This is a genomic window from Zobellia laminariae, assembly GCF_030553095.1.
Lineage (GTDB): Bacteria > Bacteroidota > Bacteroidia > Flavobacteriales > Flavobacteriaceae > Zobellia > Zobellia laminariae.
The window spans coordinates 2993669-3019573 of record NZ_CP130738.1; the positions used below are offsets into that span (position 1 = coordinate 2993669).

16 protein-coding genes and 4 pseudogenes are annotated in these 25905 nt (G+C 37.5%); 1 reads left to right on the plus strand and 19 read right to left on the minus strand.

What is annotated here, in order from left to right:
• Nucleotides 1-154 precede the first annotated feature (154 nt).
• The 18 genes and pseudogenes from uvrB to Q5W13_RS14460 all read right to left on the minus strand — a co-directional run bounded on the left by uvrB (nt 155) and on the right by Q5W13_RS14460 (nt 23368).
• A pseudogene (uvrB, locus tag Q5W13_RS14385) lies at nt 155-2145 on the minus strand (excinuclease ABC subunit UvrB).
• A 59-nt stretch (nt 2146-2204) separates the two neighbouring features.
• The gene (locus Q5W13_RS14390) at nt 2205-4019 is read right to left on the minus strand and encodes a BspA family leucine-rich repeat surface protein (RefSeq protein WP_304443462.1); all 1815 of its coding nucleotides are present in this window, start codon (nt 4017-4019) and stop codon (nt 2205-2207) included.
• A gap of 105 nt (nt 4020-4124) precedes the next feature.
• The gene (locus Q5W13_RS14395) at nt 4125-6104 is read right to left on the minus strand and encodes a T9SS type B sorting domain-containing protein (protein WP_304443463.1); all 1980 of its coding nucleotides are present in this window, start codon (nt 6102-6104) and stop codon (nt 4125-4127) included.
• Nucleotides 6022-6507, minus strand: coding sequence for a hypothetical protein (locus Q5W13_RS14400; RefSeq protein ID WP_304443464.1), 486 nt, complete (start codon nt 6505-6507; stop codon nt 6022-6024). The genes Q5W13_RS14395 and Q5W13_RS14400 overlap by 83 nt, the downstream gene beginning before the upstream one ends.
• 129 nt (nt 6508-6636) lie before the next feature.
• On the minus strand, nt 6637-7470 hold the full coding sequence (locus tag Q5W13_RS14405; RefSeq protein WP_304443465.1) for an ABC transporter permease: 834 nt from the start codon (nt 7468-7470) through the stop codon (nt 6637-6639).
• 4 nt (nt 7471-7474) lie between these two features.
• Complete coding sequence (locus tag Q5W13_RS14410) at nt 7475-8377, minus strand: ABC transporter ATP-binding protein (protein ID WP_304443466.1); 903 nt, start codon at nt 8375-8377, stop codon at nt 7475-7477.
• Between the two features lie 66 nt (nt 8378-8443).
• Nucleotides 8444-8752 carry a hypothetical protein gene (locus tag Q5W13_RS14415; RefSeq protein ID WP_304443467.1) on the minus strand — a complete coding sequence of 103 codons (309 nt, stop codon included), beginning with the start codon at nt 8750-8752 and terminating at the stop codon, nt 8444-8446.
• Nucleotides 8685-10493: a DUF11 domain-containing protein gene (locus Q5W13_RS14420; protein WP_304443468.1), complete on the minus strand. Its 1809-nt coding sequence runs from the start codon at nt 10491-10493 to the stop codon at nt 8685-8687. Before Q5W13_RS14420 ends, Q5W13_RS14415 begins: the two co-directional genes overlap by 68 nt.
• A gap of 138 nt (nt 10494-10631) precedes the next feature.
• Nucleotides 10632-12506: a T9SS type B sorting domain-containing protein gene (locus Q5W13_RS14425; protein WP_304443469.1), complete on the minus strand. Its 1875-nt coding sequence runs from the start codon at nt 12504-12506 to the stop codon at nt 10632-10634.
• On the minus strand, nt 12493-14715 hold the full coding sequence (locus Q5W13_RS14430; protein WP_304443470.1) for a hypothetical protein: 2223 nt from the start codon (nt 14713-14715) through the stop codon (nt 12493-12495). The genes Q5W13_RS14425 and Q5W13_RS14430 overlap by 14 nt, the downstream gene beginning before the upstream one ends.
• Nucleotides 14687-15751 carry a hypothetical protein gene (locus Q5W13_RS14435; RefSeq protein ID WP_304443471.1) on the minus strand — a complete coding sequence of 355 codons (1065 nt, stop codon included), beginning with the start codon at nt 15749-15751 and terminating at the stop codon, nt 14687-14689. Before Q5W13_RS14435 ends, Q5W13_RS14430 begins: the two co-directional genes overlap by 29 nt.
• The gene (locus tag Q5W13_RS14440) at nt 15699-16145 is read right to left on the minus strand and encodes a hypothetical protein (RefSeq protein ID WP_304443472.1); all 447 of its coding nucleotides are present in this window, start codon (nt 16143-16145) and stop codon (nt 15699-15701) included. The genes Q5W13_RS14435 and Q5W13_RS14440 overlap by 53 nt, the downstream gene beginning before the upstream one ends.
• Nucleotides 16146-16325: 180 nt before the next feature.
• Nucleotides 16326-16601, minus strand: a pseudogene (locus Q5W13_RS25130) (hypothetical protein); the annotation flags it as partial.
• Nucleotides 16553-18097: a hypothetical protein gene (locus tag Q5W13_RS14445; protein WP_304443473.1), complete on the minus strand. Its 1545-nt coding sequence runs from the start codon at nt 18095-18097 to the stop codon at nt 16553-16555. The gene Q5W13_RS14445 and the pseudogene Q5W13_RS25130, both read right to left, overlap by 49 nt.
• Before the next feature lie 102 nt (nt 18098-18199).
• A pseudogene (locus Q5W13_RS25135) lies at nt 18200-18583 on the minus strand (hypothetical protein); the annotation flags it as partial.
• Nucleotides 18520-21426 (minus strand): DUF7619 domain-containing protein, encoded by a 2907-nt coding sequence (locus Q5W13_RS14450; protein WP_304443474.1) that lies wholly within the window; start codon nt 21424-21426, stop codon nt 18520-18522. The pseudogene Q5W13_RS25135 and the gene Q5W13_RS14450, both read right to left, overlap by 64 nt.
• Nucleotides 21426-23042, minus strand: a complete 1617-nt coding sequence (locus Q5W13_RS14455; RefSeq protein ID WP_304443475.1) for a DUF11 domain-containing protein — start codon at nt 23040-23042, stop codon at nt 21426-21428. The genes Q5W13_RS14450 and Q5W13_RS14455 overlap by 1 nt, the downstream gene beginning before the upstream one ends.
• Nucleotides 23043-23101: 59 nt before the next feature.
• Nucleotides 23102-23368 (minus strand): hypothetical protein, encoded by a 267-nt coding sequence (locus tag Q5W13_RS14460; RefSeq protein ID WP_304443476.1) that lies wholly within the window; start codon nt 23366-23368, stop codon nt 23102-23104.
• Nucleotides 23369-23638: 270 nt separating this feature from the next.
• On the opposite strand from Q5W13_RS14460, the pseudogene Q5W13_RS14465 reads away from it, so the two are divergent.
• Nucleotides 23639-24726 (plus strand): annotated as a pseudogene (locus Q5W13_RS14465) (hypothetical protein).
• Between the two features lie 58 nt (nt 24727-24784).
• Here the strand turns inward: Q5W13_RS14465 and Q5W13_RS14470 are convergent.
• Complete coding sequence (locus Q5W13_RS14470; RefSeq protein WP_155594384.1) at nt 24785-25843, minus strand: nucleoid-associated protein; 1059 nt, start codon at nt 25841-25843, stop codon at nt 24785-24787.
• Between the last annotated feature and the right edge of the window lie 62 nt (nt 25844-25905).

Genomic DNA, 25905 nt, shown 5'->3' on the forward strand with positions numbered 1-25905 from the left:
TGGTTTTGAGTATGAAATATTGCTATAAAACTGATTTTAGTCTTGTCTAAAAATAGGTTTTATATGATTGTTAATCAGGTTTTAAAGCTATTGTAAGTGAACTTAATATTTAGCATGGTGAGAAATTTATCATTTTCAATAAAAAAGACCAAAATTAAGCTTTTTCCTGAAGCAATTTTATCTCATCTCTCAATTTTGCGGCTTGCATAAAATCAAGTTCTTTAGCGGCTTTTTCCATTGCTTTTCTTTTTTCACGAACCAACTTTTCAACTTGATCTTTCGTCAAATAATCCAGGTCCGGTTCGGCAGCTCTCATCTCCTCTTTTTCGAAATGATATGTGGAAACCGAATTTTTTGAGAGCACACTATCTAAACTTTTGTTCAATGCTTTTGGTACTAGACCATGTTTTGTATTATAGGCAATTTGCTTTTCACGGCGGTAGTTGGTTTGATCAATAGTCATCTGCATACTAGCAGTAATTTTATCGGCATACATTATAGCTCTTCCGTTTAAATTTCTTGCTGCTCTACCAACGGTTTGTGTTAGCGATCTATTGCTTCGTAGAAAGCCTTCTTTGTCCGCATCTAAAATTGCCACCAAAGAAACTTCTGGTAAATCCAATCCTTCACGAAGTAGGTTCACTCCGATCAACACATCAAAAATACCTTTTCTAAGGTCTTGCATGATTTCTACTCTTTCCAGCGTATCTACATCACTATGAATATAACGGCAACGAACATTTATTCGTGTTAAGTACTTTGCAAGTTCTTCGGCCATTCTTTTAGTCAAAGTGGTAACCAAGGTTCGTTCATCTTTCTCTACCCGTAATTGTATTTCTTCTACAAGGTCATCAATTTGGTTTTGGCTTGGTCTTACCTCAATAATAGGGTCTAATAACCCTGTTGGCCTAATTACCTGTTCTACAAACACCCCTTGACTTAGTTCTAACTCATAATCTGCAGGAGTAGCACTCACATAGATTGCCTTGGTTTTGAAGGGCTTCAAATTCTTCGAATTTTAAAGGGCGGTTGTCCATAGCCGCAGGAAGTCGGAATCCGTAATCTACTAAATTCACTTTTCTAGAACGGTCACCACCATACATGGCATGTACTTGGGGTATGGTTACGTGACTTTCATCAATAACCATTAAATAATCATCTGGAAAATAATCTAAAAGACAGAAAGGTCTAGTACCTTTATTGACGACCATCCAAATAACGCGAATAGTTCTCAATACCAGAGCAATAGCCCAATTCACGAATCATTTCTAAATCAAAACTTGTACGCTCTTCAAGGCGTTTTGCTTCAAGTGGTTTCCCTATTTCCTTAAAATAGTCTACCTGCTTTACCATATCTTCCTGAATTTGATGAATAGCACCTTGGAGGATATCAGGAGAAGTAACGAACATGTTGGCAGGGTAAATGTTCAAAGTCTCATAAACCTCAATTACGTTGTTGTTAAAAGGGTCAAAAGCTTCTATTTCTTCAACTTCATCACCAAAAAAGTGAATACGGAAGGCATGGTCGGCATAACTAGGAAAAACATCAACAACGTCTCCTTTTACCCTAAAATTACCATTTCTAAAATCTGCCGTAGTTCTGGAGTATAGACTCTGTACAAGCTGATGTAAAAATTTGGTACGCGCAATTACTTGGTCTTTTTTAATTGTGATGACGTTCTTTTGAAATTCCACAGGATTTCCAATACCGTACAAACACGAAACGGAAGCCACCACTAGAACATCACGACGCCCGGAAAGCAAAGATGAAGTAGCACTCAAACGTAACTTTTCAATATCTTCATTTATAGAAAGATCTTTCTCTATGTAAATTCCGGATGAGGGTATAAAAGCTTCCGGTTGGTAATAATCATAGTAAGAGACAAAATACTCAACCGCATTTTCTGGAAAAAACTGCTTGAATTCAGAGTACAGCTGTGCAGCCAGTGTTTTATTATGGGCAAGGACTAGGGTAGGGCGTTGTACTTCTTCAATGACATTGGCTACGGTGAAGGTTTTACCGGAACCGGTAACGCCCAATAGGGTTTGGTACTTTTCGCCGGCCTCCATTCCCTCTACAAGTTGCTTTATGGCTTGTGGCTGATCGCCCGTTGGTTTGAACTCTGAGACTACTTTAAATTTCATCCTTTAAAATTACGAAAGATGAGTGATTTAAAGTGACTGGATTGAAATTTTTGGTGAAGCTATCGGAGTATTGAAAAATGACCTGTAAATGTTTTACCGGAATCAGAGTTTTGGAATAGGTACCAATAATCCATTTCAGGTAGTTTTCGTGAGTTGTCAGTGCCGTCCCAGCCCAATGATAAATCGTCAGTTGCATAAACAAGTCTACCGTATCTGTCAAGAATATGCAATTTACCGGATTGCCCGCAAGGATTTTTTCTGGGTTTGAATACATCAAATCGGCCATCACCATTAGGTGTTATAAATTGTGGAAATTCAACCAAGCAGGGATCAACTGGTTTAATCTCAATATCGCATAAACTTCTGTTTATTGTAATTTTAAAAGTATTCTCGTCATAACAGTCGCCTGAGCCCGTATGGATATACAGCGTTTTACTATTGTAGATAATATTACCTCCTTCAAGTTTTTCACCATTAGCATTGGCTTCCGTATAGTAGAAATTGTTTTTACTTAGTTCTGGTAATGTATAATTAGTACAGCTCAATGCAGACTCTAAATTATCGGCAATTGGATTTTTACAAATAGTGTTTAATGTAAGCTCAAAGCTTTTCTCATCATTACAGCCTGATGTACTAGCGGCACTAAAATCATAAATGTATAGTGTTATGGGATAGTCTGGAAAATCACTTGCGTAAAGCGTTGTACCAGAAGAAAAAGATTGACCGGTGCCGGTAGGGCCTGTATAATACATTTCGTTTCCGGTTAAGTTTGTCCCTGTAATCGTCGGAAGAGTATAGCTGTCTGTATGTTCTTGGTTAGGTAATTCAGTTATTGTAATGCCTAAAAATCCTTTGTCATTAATTTTCCACCCAAAGGTATTAATCAACTTGTTTCTGGCTTTCTCTCCGGCGCAGTACGTACTATTATCTGCCTCAAAATCTACATTGGTTTTAAGATTGTGTTCACTCCAACCTATTAAAAGGGCGTCGTAATTGGCGGTGGATAGTGATGAATAGTTAAACATATAACAGGCAGAACGTAAGCTAGTGGGTTTCCATTTACTTAGGTTTTGATCAAATGATTCAGCGAGAAGGAACATACCACACATGTCCAAGACATTGCTCACATCCCAGTCTCCTATGTCTTGATTAAAACTAGTTGCTCCGCCGAACATATCCCACATTTCTTCCACTTTCCCAACATTCCAATTCCCGATAGTTTGGTTAAATGAGGTAGCTTGGCTAAATGTACCGGTCATATCTTTAACATTGCTTACATCCCATTTTCCTATTGGTTGGTTGAATTGTGATGCGGCAGCAAACATACCTTCCATTTCTATAATCATGCCCATATCCCAATTATTGAAAGACTCATTTCCTATGAGCGAAGAACAACCGGAAAACATACCATTTACTATGGTAACCTCCGATAAATTTGGAGAATCTGTAGCTCTTACATCTAAATTTGTACAACCGCTAAATGCGCTACGCATTGATTTCCATTCAATATCTCCCCATTGTACGACCGATATAATTTTTTCTTTGTCCCCCAAATCGCGAAAATTTATCTGTGGAAATTCTCCAGAGATAGAGACCTCATATGTTCCTGCCGTGGAATAAGTATGTGTTATGTCGCCAGTAACATTAGCATCAGTATTACCATCACCCCAGTCAACTGTATAATTATAAATTTCACTAGAAAATGTAGGAATGGTAATCTGATTATCATCTGATGTCCCAGGGTTATCTGTAGTCCATGTGGTAATAAATGGTTCGTTGCCAACTAAGGGATTGGGGTAATTATCTATTGCATTTCCTCTAAAAAATACGAGAAGGACACCTATAATAAATAGATGATAGCGAGGGAGTTTCATATAGCTCTAACGTTTGAGAGCTAATATAGTAGGCTATATATTGGTTATTGTATAATTTCTTTGAAAGGCCGATTTTATCCTTTAAAAGGGAAATAATCTGGGTAACTATCGCTTCAATGTAAAATGGCCTTTAAACTCTTTGCCATTCTCTAAGTTGATTCTAAACCAATAGTCAGATGAAGGGAGTGGCTGTCCGTTCATTAATCCATCCCAGCCAATAGAGTTAGAGTAAAGTTGTTTTACAAGTTTTCCGTAGCGATTATAGATGTTAATTACTTGGTCTCCAAAATTGGTATTTATCCCTATTACCTGCCACATATCGTTCGCGCCATCTCCGTTAGGGGTAAAGAATTTTGGGAATCCAATGACTGAAATTTCTTTTTCTGTAACACCACAACCGTTTGTGTCACGTACAAAAACTGTATAAAAGCCAGCTTCTACATTGTCAAACCTGAATTTTTCTTGGTAATTTTCGCCGTCAAGGGAGTACTCGTAATCTCCGTCTCCGCTTACTTTTATGTCCACAATATTGTTGCTGAAAGATTCTTGAATGATGACATCGTCAATAATAACGGGAACTGAAGGGGTTACTAGAAAATCTGTATAGGTAAAACAGCTAGAGACTTGATTGCTGTTTTTGTATTGAATTTCAACTTCTAATCTATAATTTCCGGGTTCGTTAATACGTACTTGCTGCTCATTGCTAACTTCTTGGGATAATCCTCCATCAACCTTAAGCCAACTATATCCATCAAAACCTTCCGGAGCATCAATTACCAAAGGCTCTCCGTCCGTACATACCATATAACTTTCTTCTAAAGTTAGTTCGGGTGGTGTATTTACAATGAGTTCTATTTCTTCCACAGTATTACATTGGTTATTAGTCTCTAGACGCGTGTATAAAAATGTTGAGGTTGTTCTGTAATTTCCGTCAAGCGGATTTTGTTCTAAAGAAGCATCTTCTAAACTTTCATAGAAAGCTACATCCATTCCGGAATAGGTATTCAGGCGGATAGTTTCTAAATCAAAGGTGCTTTCAGGAAACTCATCTGCAGGATTTTCTGCGCATGCTACTACTGGGCTAATTTTATTTAGGCTTACGGTTGTTGGGTTCACTTCAATTGCTATTTTACCTAAACTATCACAATCATTATCATCAATTTTATAAAAAATAGTTGCGTTAAAGGGAGTGGTATTGGTGTAGATGTTTGGATTTACAATGGAATTGTCTGCTGTTCGGTCAGCTTCCGTTTCATAATACGAGATAGATGTTGTATCTGCATTTGGAAAGGATTGGTTTAAATCCATTTTAGTAATACCATCTGTTGAATTGTCCTGATCTACATCGCATTGAACTAGATTAACGGTTGCTGGAAATTCAGAAGAATTAAGGTTTAGGGAAATAGGGTATGTTATATAGCAATCGCTAGATAAATTAGAGGTAACGCGTGCATAAATTGTTGTACTGGCCGAAGAAAAAATAGGATTAATAATCTGACCTGAGTTTGCGATTGCTGCATTTTCATTAGGATGTAAAGTCAGCTCATATGCTGAACTATTGCCTATTGCATTTTCAGCGTCTAAAATAATATCATTTACCGAAAAATCTACTTTTCCGTCACGATCGGTATCACAAATGGCGTAGCTCAAATCTGGAGGGTTATCAAATGATGTAGATTGTATTTCAAAATCAACAATTTCAAAGCACCCATTGGGATTTGTTACCCGAACGAAAATAGCGTTCTCAGTACCATTATATGTAAATTGAGTTGGGTCCGCAATAGAGTTTATACCATCAAAAGCATTTCTATATGTGTTGAAATATAGAATGTTAGCGGTAGTGCTAGTGGTGATTGAGTCTTCATTTTCTGTTAAATCAATTGCCGTATTTGAATCCGATGAACACACTTTAATATCATTTGGTTGTGTAACATCTGGAGAGGGGAGAAAACCGGCGGTACCTGTCCATTCTAAATTAAAACCACCATCACCATTGGGTCTGTCAATGAGAATGTAATATTGTTCTCCTGCAGTAACGGGAATAGGGGAAACAAAGCTGTTCCCATCCGGTCCATGGACCTTCATTTTGATCTAGTTCGGTTTCGTTTAACCCTGTAATGTTATAATCTAAAGAGGCTTGAAGAGGGTTTGTTGTTGAACATCGTATAGGACTTCCTAAATTCTGACAATTGCTATTAGGACCAAAAATAAAGAAGTCGTAATCTACTTCTAAATCATCAACCTTAGGTTGAATTGTGAAAGCAAGTGAGCCTCCAACCGCTATACTAACACTTACCCACAAGCTATTGACTTCTTGGTTTACACATTGGTTTGTGGTGGGGTCTAACTCTTGTGTACCAAAGCCTGAAGCATTACTGGAAATATCGCTGTTGCCACAAACAACAATAGCATCAATACAGTCATTTGCTTGCTGAGAAATAACCGTGAAACAGGTTAGGACTAAGACTAGTGTAGAGATGAATTTCATAGCGTTCAATTATATTCTAGGTTGAATATAATCGAAAGGGTAGACCGCCAATAATTCTAACTAATAAATACTAGAAAACAGCGACTTATTTCTACTGGATTACCAGTAGAAAACTATGTAAAGAATGTTCTATAAATCTCTTTTTTTCAAAAGAGCGTAAGACCCATAAATAAAAATGGCCGTCCAAGCTAGGACAATCAATATTTCATACCAATGCACATGATAATTCAGTACCACTTCTTCACCCATTTGGTTTACCGCAGTTTGTACCGCACTTAATCTGGTAAAAGGTTCTTTAATGAGGTTCCACATGGCGTTTAAGGGAAAGAAACCCATAACTATATCCGTAGTTTCGGCATCAAAGAATCGCCATCTGATGATTCCGCGTATAAACGTTTCAAATACTTGCCATAAGATTAAAAAGCCCAATGCAAAAGCCGACCTTTTTACTAAAATACCTAAGAACAGACAGAAAGAGAAAAAACCGACTAGCTTTACAAAAAAGGCTAAAAGGAACTCTAATCCTGAGAAAATGATGGTGATTTCAGTAAAATTGGAGTAAAATAGACCTAAAACGAGCGAAACTGAAAAAACAAAAACTGTTGAAATTAAGGCGAAAGTAACAACGGTCAGAAATTTAGAAAGTATGAACTCCTTTTTGGAAAGACCGTCAATTAAATTCTGTTTAATAGTCTTGTTACTGTATTCGTTAGCCATCATGGATACGATTACAATAGCTAGAAACAATTTAAAAAATGCTGTTATAAAAGCATTGAAGTGCCATATGTAGGGAAAGTTGAAGATTCCCTGCTCCGCTAAGTGAAATTTTATTGGACCAATATCAAACTTTACAGCAGCCACCAAGGCAATAGAAGTAAGCAGTAAAAAATAGGCTAGAATCAGAACTTTACTAGCCCTGTTGTTCCACAATTTTATGAATTCTATTTGTAGGAGTCGTTTCATGGCTTTAGTTGGATTGGTTTTTGGTCAAGGTTAGGAATTGCTCTTCTAGGCTTTCTTTTCTTTTTACTAGGTGCGATAGTATTATTCCTTGGTCAAAAAGAGTTTTATTAAGTTCGCCCGCATTCATCTCTTCTTTTAAAATTGCAGTGATGCAGCCGTTTTCCAACTTTATTCTTCCGAAGCTTGCATGTTTTTCTAAATAGCTTTTTAAGTTGTCTAGGTTATCAGTTTTCAATTCAAAAAAACCATGACTTGCTAACAAACCGTCTACACGACCAGAGTATAATTTTTCTCCTTTTCTTAGGATAATAACATGGCTACAGACTTTTTCAACTTCGTCCAGAAGGTGCGATGCCAATAAAATGGTAGTGCCTAGAGAAGCTATTTTTTTAATGATTTCCCGTATTTGATGAATCCCCTGTGGGTCTAAACCATTTGTGGGTTCATCCAAAATTAGAATTTCAGGGTCGTTAAGTAGGGCAGAGGCAATGGCTAACCGCTGCTTCATACCCAAAGAATAGGTTCTGAACTTGCTATTTTTTCGGTCTAATAAACCAACAAGCTCTAGTTTTTCCTCAATTTTCTCTTCACTAACCTCCTTTATTTTACAAACTAACTTCAGGTTTTGAAGCGCGGTCATGTACGGATAGAAGTTGGGTCTTTCAATAATGGCGCCCACTTTCTTTAAGGCTTGGTGAGTGGTTGTTGTACCATCAAACCAAGCAAAATCTCCTTGTGTGGCGTTTACAACATTTAAAACAATACCTAAAGTAGTAGATTTACCGCTTCCGTTTGGTCCAAGAATGCCGTATACGTTTCCTTTTTCAATGGTAAAAGAAAGGTCTTTGACAGCCGTTAGATATCCAAACTTTTTGGTGAGATGATTAACTGTTAGAATGGTGCTCACGTCAAGTGTTTTTTGATTGATTATACCTACTTGACGAGATACTTGATACAATGTTACACTAAAAGATTAATTTCTATTAACGCGATAGGTAATTTTTCTATTGGTTATTACAGTAGTAGGGATACTCTTGTTTACCGTTACGGTTTCGGAAGGGTCGTCCGTAGTGATATTTGAGTCAATTTGGTCTTGGCTGTTGGTTACCGTATTTATGTAGTTGGCGGTCGTAGAATAAATGTTGTCTAAACTGGCCCTAGTGACCAAAGTCAAAGTTTCTAGATCACCGGAAGTCATGCCTCCAACATTCCAATTAGGATAAGTGAATGTTCCTTTGGATATAGAGGAAGAAATCAATTCTAGACCAAGGTGGTAAAACATCTGTCAAAACTAAGTTGGTGACTGGGTCTATTCCTAAAGTTTCAACGGTAATTGTAAAAGTGACCGTATCTCCTTCGGTAACCGTATTTTGGTCTGCATCTTTGCTTAGAATAATATCTGGATCGCAATAGTAAGCGGTTAAAGGTTGCGAATCATAGGTACAACCTCCTTTTGTAACCCGTACGTAATAATCGCCGGCATTAGTTGGTGTATAAGTGGCATTATTTGCACCTGCTATAAGAACACCGTTTTCAAACCATTGGTAATCATCAAAATTGGGGTCTGTAACTTCTACTTGTGCGGTTGGTAGACAACCACCACCTGTAACTTGTAGGTCTACTGCAGGTACGGTATCAAAACCAGAAAAATACCCAGCAATACCTCTGGCACCACTAAAGCCTATAAATCCAACTGCTATTGGCCCGGTTGATTCTATGGTTACATCTCCTGTTAATCCTGCAACATAATAGGTTTTCCATAAACTTGTTCCAGCAACTGCGGAAGGGGCGGGTAGGGCTATTGGTCCACTACCGTCCGTTACTGTAATGTTAGCATCTGGGGTAGTGGTAGAGGCAATTAGAGTTACCCCACCGGTCATAGTTACTCCAGCGGCATCTTCTATATGCGTAATATTATCTACTGTATCTGGTAATAAGCAATTTACAGGAGCAATAAAATTTAGTCCTTGGGTATAAATAGCACTTGCACCCGCCATTAATTGATAGGCATAGGCATCTTTAGAAGTGGTTACATACATATTTCCTCCTGCAGAAGAAACCGAGTAATTGCTTTCAGGTATTTCAAAATAATCACCATCGTTTATAGTAGCGATAGCTGTCGTACTTCCGTTTACATAAATATTTGTACCGTTTTGAGTACCGATAATTATTGGTATTTCTGTTTCACTTGTTCCATTTCCTCTTATGAAAACATATTCTTTACCTAATTTATTTTGAGGAACTGGTTGGTCAATAGCAGCATCTCTACCAGAATATCCTACCCTTACACTAGTGTTAAGACCACCGTTACTTATAACAATGGGGTTATTGGAAATAACATCTGCACCTAACCAGCCATCGGCATTTGCAGGAGTTTCTGCAACATAAGCTTCAAAAACAAAAGATTCATTGGCATCTAAATTTATGGTATAAGAATCGGCTATTATACCATCTCTATCATTTCCTAATCTAAACTCACAATCTGGATCATATCCTGAAACCGTAACTGTAGTGCCATCTTCAGTAGCCATTATGCCTAGTGAATTTGTTAAACTCGCTTGAGTACCTTTATTTGGAGTTCCTCCCCACTTAAAATGATTTCCCATCGCCTGCCTTCCTTTACTTGTAAGGGAAGTTGCTTGTGAGCCGGATCTACCTCTATAATTCGCATAGAATTTTTCTCCATAAGGAGCTTCTAAACGTAAACCACCAATAGTTAGAACAACACCGGTATTACCATTACTCATCATTGTAATATCATTGTCGCCATTGGGTAGTGCTATTTCTTGAGGTGTAGTTTTAGACAATGTAGTTGTACTATAAAGAGTGGTAGATGTACCTCGATAAATGTTTACAGTAAACGCTGTGGTTTCTGGAGTTGATAAGTATATACTCTGTTGGGTAACGGCTTGGTTGTTACCGCCTTGTTTTAATGGTGGTAAATAGTGAAGGTCGCTCAACTGGGAAAAACCAGCGGCGGAAACCAACATGAATAAAAAAAATAAAATTAACTTTTGGTTCATTATAAGTTTAAGGGTTCATTAGATGCTTAAGAAACTTAAACATTACTAAAAGCACAACTCTAAGTTGTAAAACCCTAGTATTAAGTTGTTTTTGTCCGTAAAGTAGAGGTAGCTGAATTAGCTACCTCTGTTATTTACTTATCTGTATAAGGTGAAATGTCCAACAAATTCTCTTGTGTCTGCTTCACCGTTCAATTTAATTACATACCAGTAATCACCTGAAGGCAATTCTGATTTTTGATAGAATCCACCCCAACCGTCTTCATTATCTCTGAACTTATAAACTGTACGACCGTACCTGTCATAAATGCTGATGAAGATGTCTGGATAAATTTCGATGTTCTTTGGTTTCCAGATGTCGTTTGCTCCATCACCATTTGGTGTAAAGAAATTTGGAATCTCTATATCAATAAATTCCATGAAAATACTTTCTGTGAATTCACAACCATTTTCATCAACAACTCTAACCAAATAGGTATCCGTTTTGGTGATGTAAAATACATTTTCAGTACCATTATTCGTATCACCAAAATAGTAGGTGTAGTTTTCTCTACCGCCACCTGCTACTGCTGTAATTTCATTAATATTAGTTTCTGACACAGTTAGGGTTAATGGGTCAAAAGCTTCTATTTTAAAACTGTAGGTTGTCATGCATCCATTTTCATGCGAAATAGCAATGTAATGTGTCCCGGGAGTTATATCACGGAAGAATGGATTCAATTGCATTTCAGACGGGTCTGTTGTATCTAACCCAAAGAGTACATCGTTCTCAATACTTAAATCATCAAGTACAATATTCACATAGTTGTTAGGGATATTACCGTTACAACCGTAGACAGGTTCTACCTGAGCTCCAAGGTTAACCCCTGGATCAACAGTAACCGTTATAGTTTCTTCACAACCTTGAGCATCTTCAATATAAATGATATACAACCCGCCGGCCATGTTCGTAAAACTAGTTCTATCTAGAACAAAATTAGTTTCATCTAACAGACGTGTACTATATGGGGCAGTACCGCCAGTAATAGTTAGTGTAATAGTACCATCTTCTTCGCCAACACAAATTTCTGGTGTGGCTATAGCGGATACTTCTAATACTTCAGGTTCTTCTATGGTAGCTTCAAAAAGTTCAAAGCATCCATTAGAATCTTGAGCAATTATGGTGTAATCTCCTGGAGCAAGCTCGTCAAAAGTATTGTCATCACTAAATCTATCTAAGTTAGGAGAGATGGCATATTGATAAATACCTGTTCCACCAAGCATATTTACAGTAATGCTACCATCATCTGCTCCGTTACAGGTTACATCATTAAAAATGGTGTTACCCGTATCTATAAGAAGTGGGTCTGGCTGGGTAATTGTTATTGCCGAAGATGTTACTTGACAATCATCACTTTGTACTCTAACAAAATAGGTGCCTGCCAATAAATCTGTAAATAAACCTGTTGGTTGATTTGGACTTACTTCGTTGGTTAAACCTGAATCTGAGAACAACGCGTATTGGTAATTACCTAATCCGCCTGCAGCTTCTGCATCAATAACTCCAGAATTATCACCATTACAATTAATTGTTGGATTATCATTATCCAATGTTACCGTTAAAGGAATAATTGGATTGATAGTAATACTGTTCGTAATAACGGAGATACAACCTTCTCTATCCTGTAAATAGTATTGATAAGTACCTGCAGTAATACCCGTAAACAAATGGGTGTTAGGTCCACTAGTTTCGTTCATATTATTGAACGGAGGAATACCAGTAGTGTTCCAAGCATATGGCCCTGTACCGCCAGAAGCAGTTAACAATAGCTCTGCATCAGACAAACAGCCCAAACGTTGTGCGGTTACTATTGAGCCTTTTACTTCGGTAGGTTCAACAATCTCTACAATATTGGTTTCGTCAGAACAATTTAAGTCGTCTAAAATAGTAATGCTATAGAAACCAGACCTTAAGTTGCTAAAAGTGGCTGTAGTTTGAGAGTTTGAAGTCTGTAACAGATTAGCATGGAGCATCACTATCATAAGTTTTAAGAATATATCTATAACTTGGTGTAGGGTTGCTAATAGTCCTTGGTGTAAATTCTGCGGTTATTTCTGCATCGGTACCACCTTCGCAAACTAATTCTACTATTGATTGAATACTTGCAGCTATTGGCTCTGGTGGAGACAATACAAATGCATTGTTAAAAGGTACCGTACAACCTAAGTTATCCGTCACTTCAACAGAATACTGTCCATCGCTTAAACCTCTAAACAAATAACTGTTCACAGCATTAGCTGGGTAAGTTGTGCCAGAAGGAGTGTGAGTTAATATAATATCATAAGGTGCTTCGCCACCGTTAGGTATAATATTGGCACTACCCATATCATTGGAACAACCAACATCCTTAGTTTCTATAGTAGCCAAAGTAACTGGTGCGCTTGGGGTTGTTATAGTAATTGCACGTTCTTGGCTACATTCTGGGAAACCAACTTGTGCAACTCTAACAATATAATTACCTGCTGCTACTGGAACAGAAGCGGTTGTACCTGTACCACTAAAAATACCTTCGTCATCCGTTCGGGTTGTTGCTGTGCCATCGGCATTTAAAACTTCCCAATCAAAATTACCAGTATAAGTAGCATCTGTAAAAGTAATTTGAATACTTCCATCAGTTCCGTGACAAACAACATCAGATAATTTATCTACAACTACATTAAATGTATTTGGGTCTTCTACGGTATGGCTTCTTGTAATTTCACAACCCGTAGTGATATTTCTTATACCTATGGTATAGTTACCTTCTAATCTATTCAAGAACTCATTAGATGCTTGGTAGGTAGTGGAAGGCAAGATTCTAAACTCATAATTGCTAAGGTCAGTAGTAGAATTAGTAATAGAGCTAGTAACGTCTATTCTTAAATCTTCACCACTATTAACACAGTCAATTTCGCGTGTTACTACAACTGTAGCATCAACTAAAGCATCATAAGCATTTACCGTTACCGTCTGTTCTACAGAACAACCTTCATCATCATATACGCGAACAATAACATTGCCACCCGCAACATCTGTGTACTCATAGACTAAGCTGCTGCTATTTTGGAGAACATTAGAAGTAGCATCATCTATGAATTCAAAACGATTATAAGTACCACTTCCGTTAGAAATACTACTCAAATCAATAGTAATAGTTGCGTTGTTAGTGTTGTTATCACTAGTACAACCAAATTGGTCTACGACAGGTAAGGCAAAAGTAATAAGCGCGTTTTCATTTACTGTTATAGATTTTACTATTGGACAGTTGTTAGGGCCTCTAGCTTCCACATCATACGTGCCACCGGGTAGGTTTATGTATGATTGGGTGGTAGCATCCCAAGATGCACTTGCAGGCATTGGCGTTAATGTATAGGTTAATGGATTATTACCATTGTTGGTTTGAACCAATTCTATACTACCATCATTTGCACCAGAACAACTTACATCTGTAGGGTTGCCAGTAAAATCTGGTCGTATTGCTGCCGGAATTTTCACAGTAAAAGTCCTACTACAATTTGGTAAAGCGGTTCCTATGTCATAAACGTTAACTGTGTAATCTGTATCTATAGTGTTATCCGAAACACTTACTGCTACGTTCATTGCACCACCTGTTAGGGTTTGACGTGAAACTACATCAGCTGAGGCGCTATCTAAGATTTCAAATTCATAATTTCCAGAACCAGCAAGACCTTCTATTGCTATTTCTGCCTCAAAACCAGCATCACAACCTAATTGTTTATCTAAACTTGCCGAAGCTTGTAGAGTAGGGTGTACGTCTATATTTAAAGTGTCTATACAACCAGAAGCATCTTTTATAAATACATCATAGTTACCCGCAGGAACAGTATTGTAAACACCTCCATTGTTTTGATATGAACTTCCACCATCTAAAGAATATAGAATCGTACCTGTACCAGTTGCATTAATGGTAACAGATGCATTGGTGTCACAATTAGCTATCACCACATCAGTAATACTTGGTGCGGCCATGAAATTCATTGGAACATCAATTAGGTTGTACGAACAACCATATTGATCTTCTACAGTAACAGTATATGTGCCAGCAGGTGAATTCGCAGCTATCTCAATTGGATTATCGCTTGTAGTTGAAATAGTAGTAAAAGGACTAGGACCAGTAATGGTATAGAAATAAGTACCTCCACCACCTTGAACATTATCTATTTTGATTAAGTGGGTTCTCACAAGATATATCCTGAATTGAACTTGTGTCTCCTGTGATGATTTCTAACTCATCTAAGATTTCGTTTTCACTGGCGCTGATACATTGTTGTGCACCACCACTATCTATTTGTCTTACTTCTATATAATATTCGTCTGGCGCTAGATTGGTGATAGTAATTGTATTGTTATATACAACCGTACCTGCACTATCTCTAATAAGCACGCCATTAACATCATATAAGAACCACTCCATATTCGGTTCGGTAATACCATCTTCATCTACAATTGTATATGTAATGGTACCATTATTTGAAGTGCTACAAGACGGGGTAATATCTGCAGTGATGACCATAGGTAAACCACCTGCAATCTCATTTACATTTACAGTACTTTGTCTTGTACAACTTGGCGTATTACTATCTCTAACGTAGAACACATAAGTTCTGCCCGGAATCAAGTTTGTGAATTCATAACTACCATGACCTGCTGTTACGGCAGTACCATCAAGATGAGTGCTACCACCAACGTGCCATGTAGCCGTTGTAGCATCAAAATTTGAAGGGTCATTAGAATATGCATATTCATATCCAGGTATTCCCTCACCACCTTGTACTTCAACTTTTAGTTCATCGCAGTTTTCAACTACAGAAGAAGTAGTTATATCTAAATCATCTAAAGGATAAGGTATAATCTCTCTAGGAAGATCTGTCTGACAGATTAAATTATTACTTCCATCTATTGTACGAAGAGAAGGGTAAACCTCGTCGCCAGAAGTATATCCTCTGAATACCGGAGATGATACCCAAGTGGTACCACCATCAGCACTATATTCAATTGTTCCTGCAAGTCCGGTTGTAACACTGGTAAAGTCGAAACCAAAATCAGCTGCTCCACCTGTACAATCACTAGCGTAGGCTAAAACTATAACGGCAGTTAACTCGGCAGGTTGATTAATAACCACAGTTTCATTTTCTGAACAACCAGCATCATCTGTAATAATCACATCATAGGTACCTTGGCGCCAAGTTGTAATATGTTTTGGTATTACCCGTAACATTAGTTTGAACTTGATCAGGTGTTCCATTGGTCATATCTACCAAACGATAATCAAAAGGTGATAATCCGTCACTAATATTCACTGCAATACTACCAGTGCCATCATGACATTCAGGGTCTGTAGGTACAGCGGTCATTGCTAAAACTGGATTAGCAGCAATGGTCTCTGTGACCATAGTTTGGCATGCATCGGTACCATTTGCTTTATCTCTTACATAAATATCATAATTTCCAATATTGGCTAAAGCAATTGAGGTAGTGTTAGAAGCAGAGAAATCACTATCTAAAACTGTATTTCCAGAAGGAATAAACGCGTATACAAAATTGCTGTCACCACCAGACGCCGTTGCTGTTAAAGTACCATCGGCACAAACACTAGCATTTGTTGGAACCACACTAAGTGTAATTGTTGGAGCAATGGTAATAGACTGTATAGCAGAAACACAACCATACTGGTCAGTTACTTCAATATCAAAAGTTCCTTCTGATAAGTTACTAAAAGTATATGCTAAACCTGTAATAGGAGTAGGGGTTTGCCATGCTCCGTTATTTAGTCTGAATGAATAATTTCCATTTCCGTCAGTTACCGTAGCAGTTACTGTTCCGTTGCTAAGTCCGTCATAACATTGTGTAGCGGTTAAATCAAAACTTACCGTATTTGGTTGGGCAATGGTAACGGCCGTAGGAGATAAAGTTTCGCAATTGTTTAAATCGCTAATTCTTACATAGTAATCCCCTTGTGGTACATTTAGGAATTGTGATGAACTACTAGAAGGTCTAATTACAGTTCCATCTGTTAATTCTAACTGATATTCATAATAGGAGTACCTCCAGTTGCCGTTGCTTCCAATGTAGCTCCAGTATTAAAACATGTAAACTCAGCTGTCTGTTGTAGACTTGCTGTTAATATGTTTGGTGAAGTTAGGGTAACGGTAGTAGCTGAGGTAGCGGTACACGTATTGTCGTCTATTTTTTCGACCATTACATTGTATGTACCGTCCGCAAGGGTAGAAGGGGTATTTATTGGAGAAGTAGTTTCTGTTGTCCAAGTAATACCTCCGTCAATAGAATACCTATATCCAAAAGTAATATCAAAATTAGTTACTTCAAAACGAATGTCACCATTATCAGTACCGTTACAAGTTGGGTTTGCACTTCCTAAAATAGCTACTTTAAAAGCTTTTCCAGATTCTACAACAACCGTAATATCTTGTGTTTTTTCACATATTTCAGGAGTTTGGATTGCTTGGATATCATCTAAAACCAAGAAGTTCCCGTCATCACTATCTAGATTGGTACGTAATAAAACACCAGCAACTGTATTTGCACCAGGGTTAAACGTTACCTCTCTGAAGTGCCAGTCATCTGCATTGTTGTTTTTATCAATAGCAGCTGTTGCCATACTGTTAATTACATTTCCAGAGGCATCCACTAGTTCTACAAGTACTTCTGGTTCGCGACCAGGAGTACCATCTACTTGAAGGTTATACGCGTAAAAAGAAATTGTAATATCTTGATTTGCCAATACATCTAAACCTGTTCTAGACCATAGAATGTTATTGTTTCCTGCAGAGACGCTCACACCAATTGCCATAAATCTACCATCGGTCAAACCAGTATGGTCATTAGGACTTCTCCAAGTGGTATTAGGATTGGTCACTCTATTGGTTACTGCATACTCGGCATTAACCAAAATTCCGGCAGGGCCCAAATTGCAAGCAGTATCTGTACCATCTTGAGGTTCGTAACAATATCCAGGACCTACTTCTGCAATTTGAGTAGTAACTCCAGTTCCAAAGTTCTCAAGGAACAATGTACTTTGATTGGCTGCTATGGTACTTGTATACCCTATAGTTACAGTTTGTGTGCCCGGAGTTACAGCATTAAATATATTATTATCTATAGGCGTATTATCAGTGCCGTTTAGTTGGTATTCGTATGAGAAATCTGTTGTATTAGATGGTGTAATGGTTATGACGCCATTACCATCACAAGTATAAGTAACATCATTACCAAAACTAGGGTCTGCAATGATGTTAGGAACCGTAATTTCTAAATCTGTAGAACATCCTAAGGCATCTTTTACTACCAATTGGTGAGTACCCGAAGCCAAACGTTTTTCTTCAATTATATTAAAAGTACTTCCGCCATCAAAACTGTACTCATACGGAGCTTGACCACCAGTGGTATTCAATATCTTTACTAGAGCGGTTGGAATTGTAGCACCAGAAGTATCACAAGAGGCGTCTTCAATAATTGCTGGAGATGCTGTAAGTCTAAAAGGTTGAACAACCTCATATGGTATAGATTCTTCACAACCAGTTCCGGTAACACCACTAGAGTCCATAACGGTAATCGTGTAATTACCAGCAGCTATATTGTTAAAGAAATTTTCAGTTTGGTAGGTTGTGCCACCATCTAAACTATATTGATAAGGTGCGGTACCCCCTGTAGCATTAATAGTTAATACGGAAGTAGATGAATCTGCACAAGTAATTTCTGAATTAGAAGCAGTGATACTTACCGTACCTAAATCGTCTATATGTACACTATTTGAGAATCCAAAACAACCGTTATCATCCTTGACAACAAAAACATAATCGCCGTCAGCATTAGGAACATAAGTAGAAGGACTGCCCTCATAACCAAATAAAAATGTTGTGTTGGGAGTATAATCCGCATCAGGAATACTAGCTTCGTCAGTATAATTAAGGACGCCATTTTTACTCCAAATAGCATATTTATAGTTCGTTGTTCCTCCTGATGGAGTTAGGTTGATAACACCTTTAGTGTACAGGTAATATCTTCTTGGGTTGCAGCAGTTAATATCAATTTAGGAATTTCGGCTACGGTAATCGTATCAACATCTCTACAACCATCTGTTGTAGTAGTTACAACTACGTAGTCTCCTGCGGCAACTCCTGTAAAAGTGTGGGTGTTGTCTGTAGAAACCAAATTGTTTGTAACAAATGCCCCGGCACTTCCGCTACCGTTATCAAAGAAAAGCTCATAGCTGTACTCTGGGGAAACGTTTAATGCCTGAATACCTACGGTTCCAAGTTCATCACAATCTTCAGGGGTACTACTAAGGGTTACTTCAAAAATTCTTTCTTGAATTCCGATATCTTCAGTTTCAAACACACAGCTATTGGCTATTGGAGCCCCAGTTGATGGGTCAAGTTGCGTAATTTGAACCTTATAAGTACCGCTAGTAGTAATATCAAAGTTTGGGCCTTGACCCGCAGTAAAAGGAACAGCAATAGTGTTATTAGCTACATCAAATAATTGATAACCATATCCTGGGCCTAAATCAATAACCCGTATTGAACCATCTGTATCACAAATAATATCAGAAGAATCTGGCTCAGGAATATTAAGGGTGTTTTGATAAGCGTTAAAATAGAATCTGCTAAAACATCCACCTTCATAGGCGATAACGACTCTAAATTTTCCACTTTCGGTAATGGTAAAATTATTTGAAACAGCCTCTTGAGTCCAAGTCCAATTGCTATCAGTATTGGCACAGTCATCGCTAACTTCACCACAAGTTGCTTCATTACAACTACTTTCATCTAATTTCTGCCAAGTAATGCTTTGTGCATCTGTAATACCTAATTGAATAAAAGCGCTATCACTAGTACCACAAAGGAAAATATTGGGCATTGAGTTTCCATCTATAGAACAAGTAACGATTTCTCCTTGAATGTTGTTATCTGGGTTACTATCACCATTAACTTGATTAAAGTATTCGATAATTGGATTAGTCTGAGTTGCTCCATAGCGTTCTACGGAAATTAATTCTGTATGATTAGAGCAACCATTACTCACTGTTTTTTCAACAATATAATTACCTACGGTAGTTATAGTTAAAGTACTTGGGTCACTGTCAGGATCTCCATCGTTCAATAAAGTATCTCCTGAATCAATTGTTCCGTTATTATTTGTGTCAATAGCCCAGTTGTAAGTTTCAAAACCTGAACCAGCTGTAAGTTCTGCATCGGCCCCACAAAGTTGTACGGAACGTGCCACATTACAATTGGTAAGTGCATCAGCCACATTGTTTGCTGCTACTTCTAAGGTAGAGGTACAAGAACCGGCTGTGTTGCTACCATCCTCATCTGAAAATGTACTGGTATTGATAATACCTTGGTACGTTGCAAAAGCGTTATTCTCTAACTGAGAAGCACAGGCCGCAACAAATTCAGAACAATCCCCAGAAATTGAAACTGTAATCTTAATATTATATTCAGGATCACCAATTTGTACCAAGTTGTCAGGAATACTAAAACTAATGGTTTGTGTACTTATATCATATGTATTTGTTACTCCCGGAGCATCATCAATATTTATATTGTCTAGGGTAACATTATTAGGTAAAACATCTCTTATAGTGAAATTGGTTGCATCATCATCACCGGTATTTTGAAATCGTATTACATAATTAAAGGTATCTCCTAAACTTACATCTTGACCATTAATATCCGTACCACCTAGTTCCTCAGTAGTATTGCCCAGTACAATAACCGGAGCAAATACCTGATTGTAAGACGCTGCGTTCACGGTTCCATCAGCAGGGTCAACTACAGGAACTCCTGTACCATATTCTCCTCCATCACCACCATCTGCAGTATCACTTTTATAAAATTCGTTTGCATCACTACAACCGTCATCATCACTATCAAGGTCCAAATGATCAGGAAAGCCATCCATATCGGTATCTAGATTCGCACAAAATCCTGAAAAGGACGCTGTATTGTAGGATAAAAATGCAACATCGGCATTTGAACCAAGTTCTAATCGTAGATAGGATACGTCACTTAAACTAGCGGTGGGTATACCAAATTCTGACAATTCTACTGTAGCCAAACGATAATCTCTAGTGGTATTATTAAAGAAGACGCTTCCGTTTGCGTGGTAAACATCTAATCTATAAGAGCCAACAACGCTGGTAAGTGCTCCTCCACTTGAGGCCTGCACACGTACTGCGTTACCTAGAGGAGCACCTGTGGCATCATAAAGACTTACAACGTGACCGACACCACTTGGGTCTGCAACTTGGGTTAATAATATATCTGGAATACCATCACCCACATTAGTAGCTACGATAGGATCTATTTCATAAGTCCATGTATCGCCGATGTTAACAACACCGGTACCTAAATCTAATCCGTTTTGTCCGTTCGTCAATAAAGGGTTTAATGGGTCTGTTGTAGGATCGTTTATAACGGTCAATCCCAAAGCATTATCAAGATTCCCATCATTTAAACTGGTTTCTAAAGTTGCCTCGCTATAAATATTGCTTGATGGGGATAAAGCCATCCAGCTAGATTCTGTGGCTGAAATATCCGCGATACCATCATTATTGGAGTCTATACCGTCTATTAAACCATTTCCGTTGGAGTCATAAACGTCATCGTCTGCAACCCCGGTGCTAAAAGTGGTGCCTCCAGAGGTGAATGCCAATAATTCATGTGATAAGTTTGGCAATACTGGATTTATTGAAGAAGAAGAACTTCTCCAAAAACCATTGAAATTTGTAAAAATCTCTGTGACGGCACTACCACCTAACACAGTGGAAGATGGTGAAGAGAAGTCCACATCATTAGAAATGATACACATTTGTTCAACGGCATCTAAAACTCCGTCATTATCATCATCCAAATCAACACTATCCACTACACCGTCATTATCAAAATCATTATGTACAATAATTCTAGCAGAGGCTCATCATCTCTTGTAGTATTAGCATCCGTTTGGTCTTGAGAATTGGTAGCTGTATTGACGAGATTGATTAAAGGCAAGATGTCTATTTCATCTGCTCTTACTTCAAGCTCTAGAAAAACAATATCTCCTGGTTCTAAAGTTCCAATGTTCCAAACTGTTCCGTTCCAACTTCCTGTAATTGTATTGGCGTTTACTAAGGTTAACCCAGCAGGAATATTATCGGTAATCTGTAGATTCGTAATGTCACGGAAATATTTATTTTCAGCCCTAATGGTAAAAGTGGCTGTTTCTCCTTCATTTATTTCTGGTTTGTCTACAGTTTTTTCAATAAAAACATCTGGTTCGCAATAGAAAACTGTAATAGACTGGGAGTCATACGTACAAGGACCTTTGGTTCCTCTAACAAAGTAGTCTCCCGCAACGGTGGCAGCATAATCAAAAGAGTTTGCCCCTGGGATTAATACACCATCAAAAAACCACTGATACGCATCAAAATTATCATCTGAAGCTTCAAAAATACTTGATCCTGCAAAGCAATCCCCAACAGTACCTCCGTTGATTTCTAGTCTTACTTCTGGTACGGTATCAAAACCGGAGAAATAGCCTGCAACACCTTGCGCTCCGCTATATCCAAAAAAACCTATGGCCATAGGACCGGTAGATGTTACGCTAATATTTCCGTTTAGATTAGGTATAAAAAATGTTTTCCAATCAGCGGACCCGGCTACTGGGTCAGATGCAGGTTTACTAATTTCAACCCCATTTTGAAATACTTTAACGTTACTGTCAGGAGTGTTTACTGATGCCGTAATTGTTAACCCACCAGTTACAATACTTCCGGCAATGTTTCGGATATCAGGAATATTATCCATCTTGTCTGGTAAAAGACAGTTTACGGGAGCCACAAAATTTAATCCTTGTGTATACAATGCACTTGATCCCGCCATAGATTGATAAGCGTAAACATCTTTTGATGTTTGCACAAACATATTTGCACCTACTGTATTAGAAGAGTAGTATGAGCTAGGTACTTTAAAATATTCACCGTTATTTATGGTAGCTATAGGTGTGGTGCCACCGTTAACAAATACCTGTGTATTGTCTGCCGTAGCAATAACCAAGGGGAATTCCGTAAGACCATTAACATTACCGTTACCTCTTATAAAAACATAATCTTTACCTAACTTATTTATAGGTACGGGTTGGTCAATACCTGCATCTCTATGACTAGCGCCATCTTGACTACCAAAATTAATAGAACCATTACTTATAACAATATCATTAGTAGCTACAATAGAAGCACCGATCCAACCGTCTTCATGGGCTTGGGTAGGAGCTGTACCTATATAGGTTTCAAAAACGAATGATTCGTTTTTGTCTAATGTTACCGTATATGAATTTGCAGTTATACCTGCTCTATTAGCGCCCACTCTAAATTCACAGCCAGGGTCATAACCAGATAAGGTAACTGTAGTGTTATCTTCAGTGGCCATGATACCTAAAGTGTTGGATTTAGAAACTTGACTACCTTTATTAGGAACACCACCCCATTTAAAATTAGTACCCATAGCTTGCCGCCCCTTAGCAGTCAAAGAAGCTGCTTGTGCAGCAGATTTACCTCTGTAGTTTACATAGAATTTTTCACCATAGGAGCTTCAAAACGCAATCCACTATTAGTAAGTACTATCCCGGTGTTGTTATTATCTACTAGGGTAATGTTGTTGTCCCCATTGGCTAAGTTCCAAACAGCTGGGTTTAAATTATCAATAGAGAATGTCTGTATAGGAGTGGTATTTGTACCTCTATATGCATTTATTGTAAATGCTGTGGTTTCTGGAGTAGACAGATGTACCGCCTGGTATTGTATACCTTGGTTATTTAAACCTTGCTTCATCGGGGGTAAATAATGCAGGTCACTTAATTGTGCAAATCCAGAAAATGTGCTAAATGCGATTAGAAAAAAAGAATCGCTTTAAAGTAGGGCTTAAACAGATTAATCATTGGGTTGGTTTCAAGTGGGTCTAGCTTCAAAATAACTAAGGTTTACACTCTTAAATAAATAAATGTTGCCAACCTCCCAAAATATGTTGTTTTAAGCATGAAATCTATTAGGAACGATTACGTTATTAGATTGAAATGAGTAATTTGTAAGTAAATTTGTAGTATGTCAGAAGAACGATTAATGTCTAAGAAAAAGCCGGCGTATCCGGTTTGTAAAAAATTGGATCAATATTTAGGGCACTATAGCCGTAAAACAGAAATTCCTATTTTTTATGACGATTTGTTGCGCTTTGCAGGATCGGTCGTGGTTTATGATGCCGATGATCAAGATACATTATGGGTTCGTGTATATTACTCGGAGTTTGATAGAATAGAAATAGACAATAGTCTGAAAAAAGTATACTCTATACTTCTCTCTGATGGTAATGAGAATATTCATAAGTATTTAAATGTTGATTCCGTAGACTTTTGCACTTTTGGTAACTCAAAGCCTTTTCGGATTAAGGTTAGAAATATATTGAATGATAACTTTACTTATTTCTACGTAAAAAAAACCGATGCCTCACGTATTTATGGTTTGGAACTAGAGCACATGCTTTCTCCTTACAACCTTCACTTTTTGGTGTATAAAGACACATTGATCGAGGAGCATATTGCAGGTATTCCCGGTGATGTTTTTATAAAAGATATGTTACCCAATTGTACTGAATCTGAAAAATCGCAATTAGCCAAAGGGTTCGTTAAATTCAATGAACGTTGTATGATACGTTTGTTAGGGGATATGAGGTCTTACAACTACGTTATAGTACCGGTACACGATTTTGATCATGTGGTCTATCGTATTCGTGCCATAGATTTTGATCAGCAATGTTTTGAAGGGAAATTAAAAGTATACAGGCCACAATTTTTTAAGGAAAATTACCAAATGGTAGAGCTAGTTAGAAAAAATTGACAAGAGATTCTATAGATCAGTATAAATTGGAAGAAAGGTCTATTGTTGCTAAGCGAATCCTAAGTTCGGGAGCTCGAATAAAACGCTTAATTGCTATTGCCAAAAAGGACCATATCTCTACTCCGGAAAATATTGAGATGTTACGAGATGCAATTTATGAACTGACACTTGATATGCAGTTTAAAAAAGCTAAAACTATGGGAGAAGTATTAGACTTGGCCTTGAACTTTGTACGGCGTAATTATGAAGATGTAAGTATGAAACAAATACTAGAACAAAATATAAAAATAGATCACTAAATAAGATAGTTGGTATTTAAAAGATGATCTCTCTTTTAAATACCAACTAATATAAGTACTAGTTTTTCTCCTCTTTATTGAAGTATACTAGGTAGTAGTACATTTGGCGTTCTTCATCCCAACCTTTTTCTACAAATTTCTCTGCAGATTCAGGATTTATAAAGTCCAACTTAATTTGTATGTTGGTGTCAAGATTTATAACATTCTTTATTTTCTTACGCGCATCAGATACTGCTTTATTGGCAATATCAAAGTTAGACACGTCTTCAATACTGTATTTAGGACCTTTTTCCTCTTTGTAATGTTTGAATTCAGGTATTAATTCCGGATTCTCCATTACCTCGTTCAAGAAGCTAGTTTCTTCAAACTCGTCATTCTTGGCAAAATGGTTCACCGCACGGTTCATAAAAAGAACCTCTTGCTGCTTGTCTTCAGCTGGTAACACTACATCTTTGGCAAAATTCTGACAAAACTTCAAATAGTTTTTAGTGTAGAAGTTTTCATCTGCAAGGGCATCTACATCCAAGAAATTTTCAAGCCAGTATTTGGTGTCATAACGGTTACTATCTACAGAAAGCACTTTGTAACCCTCTTCTTTATCTACATTAAAAATCAGACAGCCTTTGTCTAATTTATTAATGTTTATACCTTGTTGAATTACGATATCTAAGTTGCTTCCTTTTTCTTCAAACTGAAGGAAATCGTGTTTAAGCTCACTCTTAAAAATACCAATTGCATCGGTCTTTACATTATCTAACATAACGTTAGATAAATGCGCAACATAAACCTCTCCACTTTTAATATGCGGGTGATTAGATTGCTCAAAAAGATGCTGAGCAATTTTCTTAGAATTGGCATGCATACTTTCCGGGTCAGCAAAAATGTCTGAAACTATTTTGTGTAGTTCGTTAAACTCAACATCTACATCATTTACAAGCTTAAAATAGTTCTCTTCCTTTTCACGAAAAGGCTTAAAGAAATATTCTTTTAAAAGACCAGTGGTCTCATCATTCAAAGAGAAAGGCTCTTCAGAAAGAAAAAGACCTTCGCTTTTGTTTTTATTCCCCACGCGGTGAAGGGAAATTGTTTCGATTTGGGTAGGGTATAGGTTAATCATAATTCAATAGCTTTTTTAATTCTTGATAAGTGTAGATTGCTGGTAATCAGAATTCTAAATAG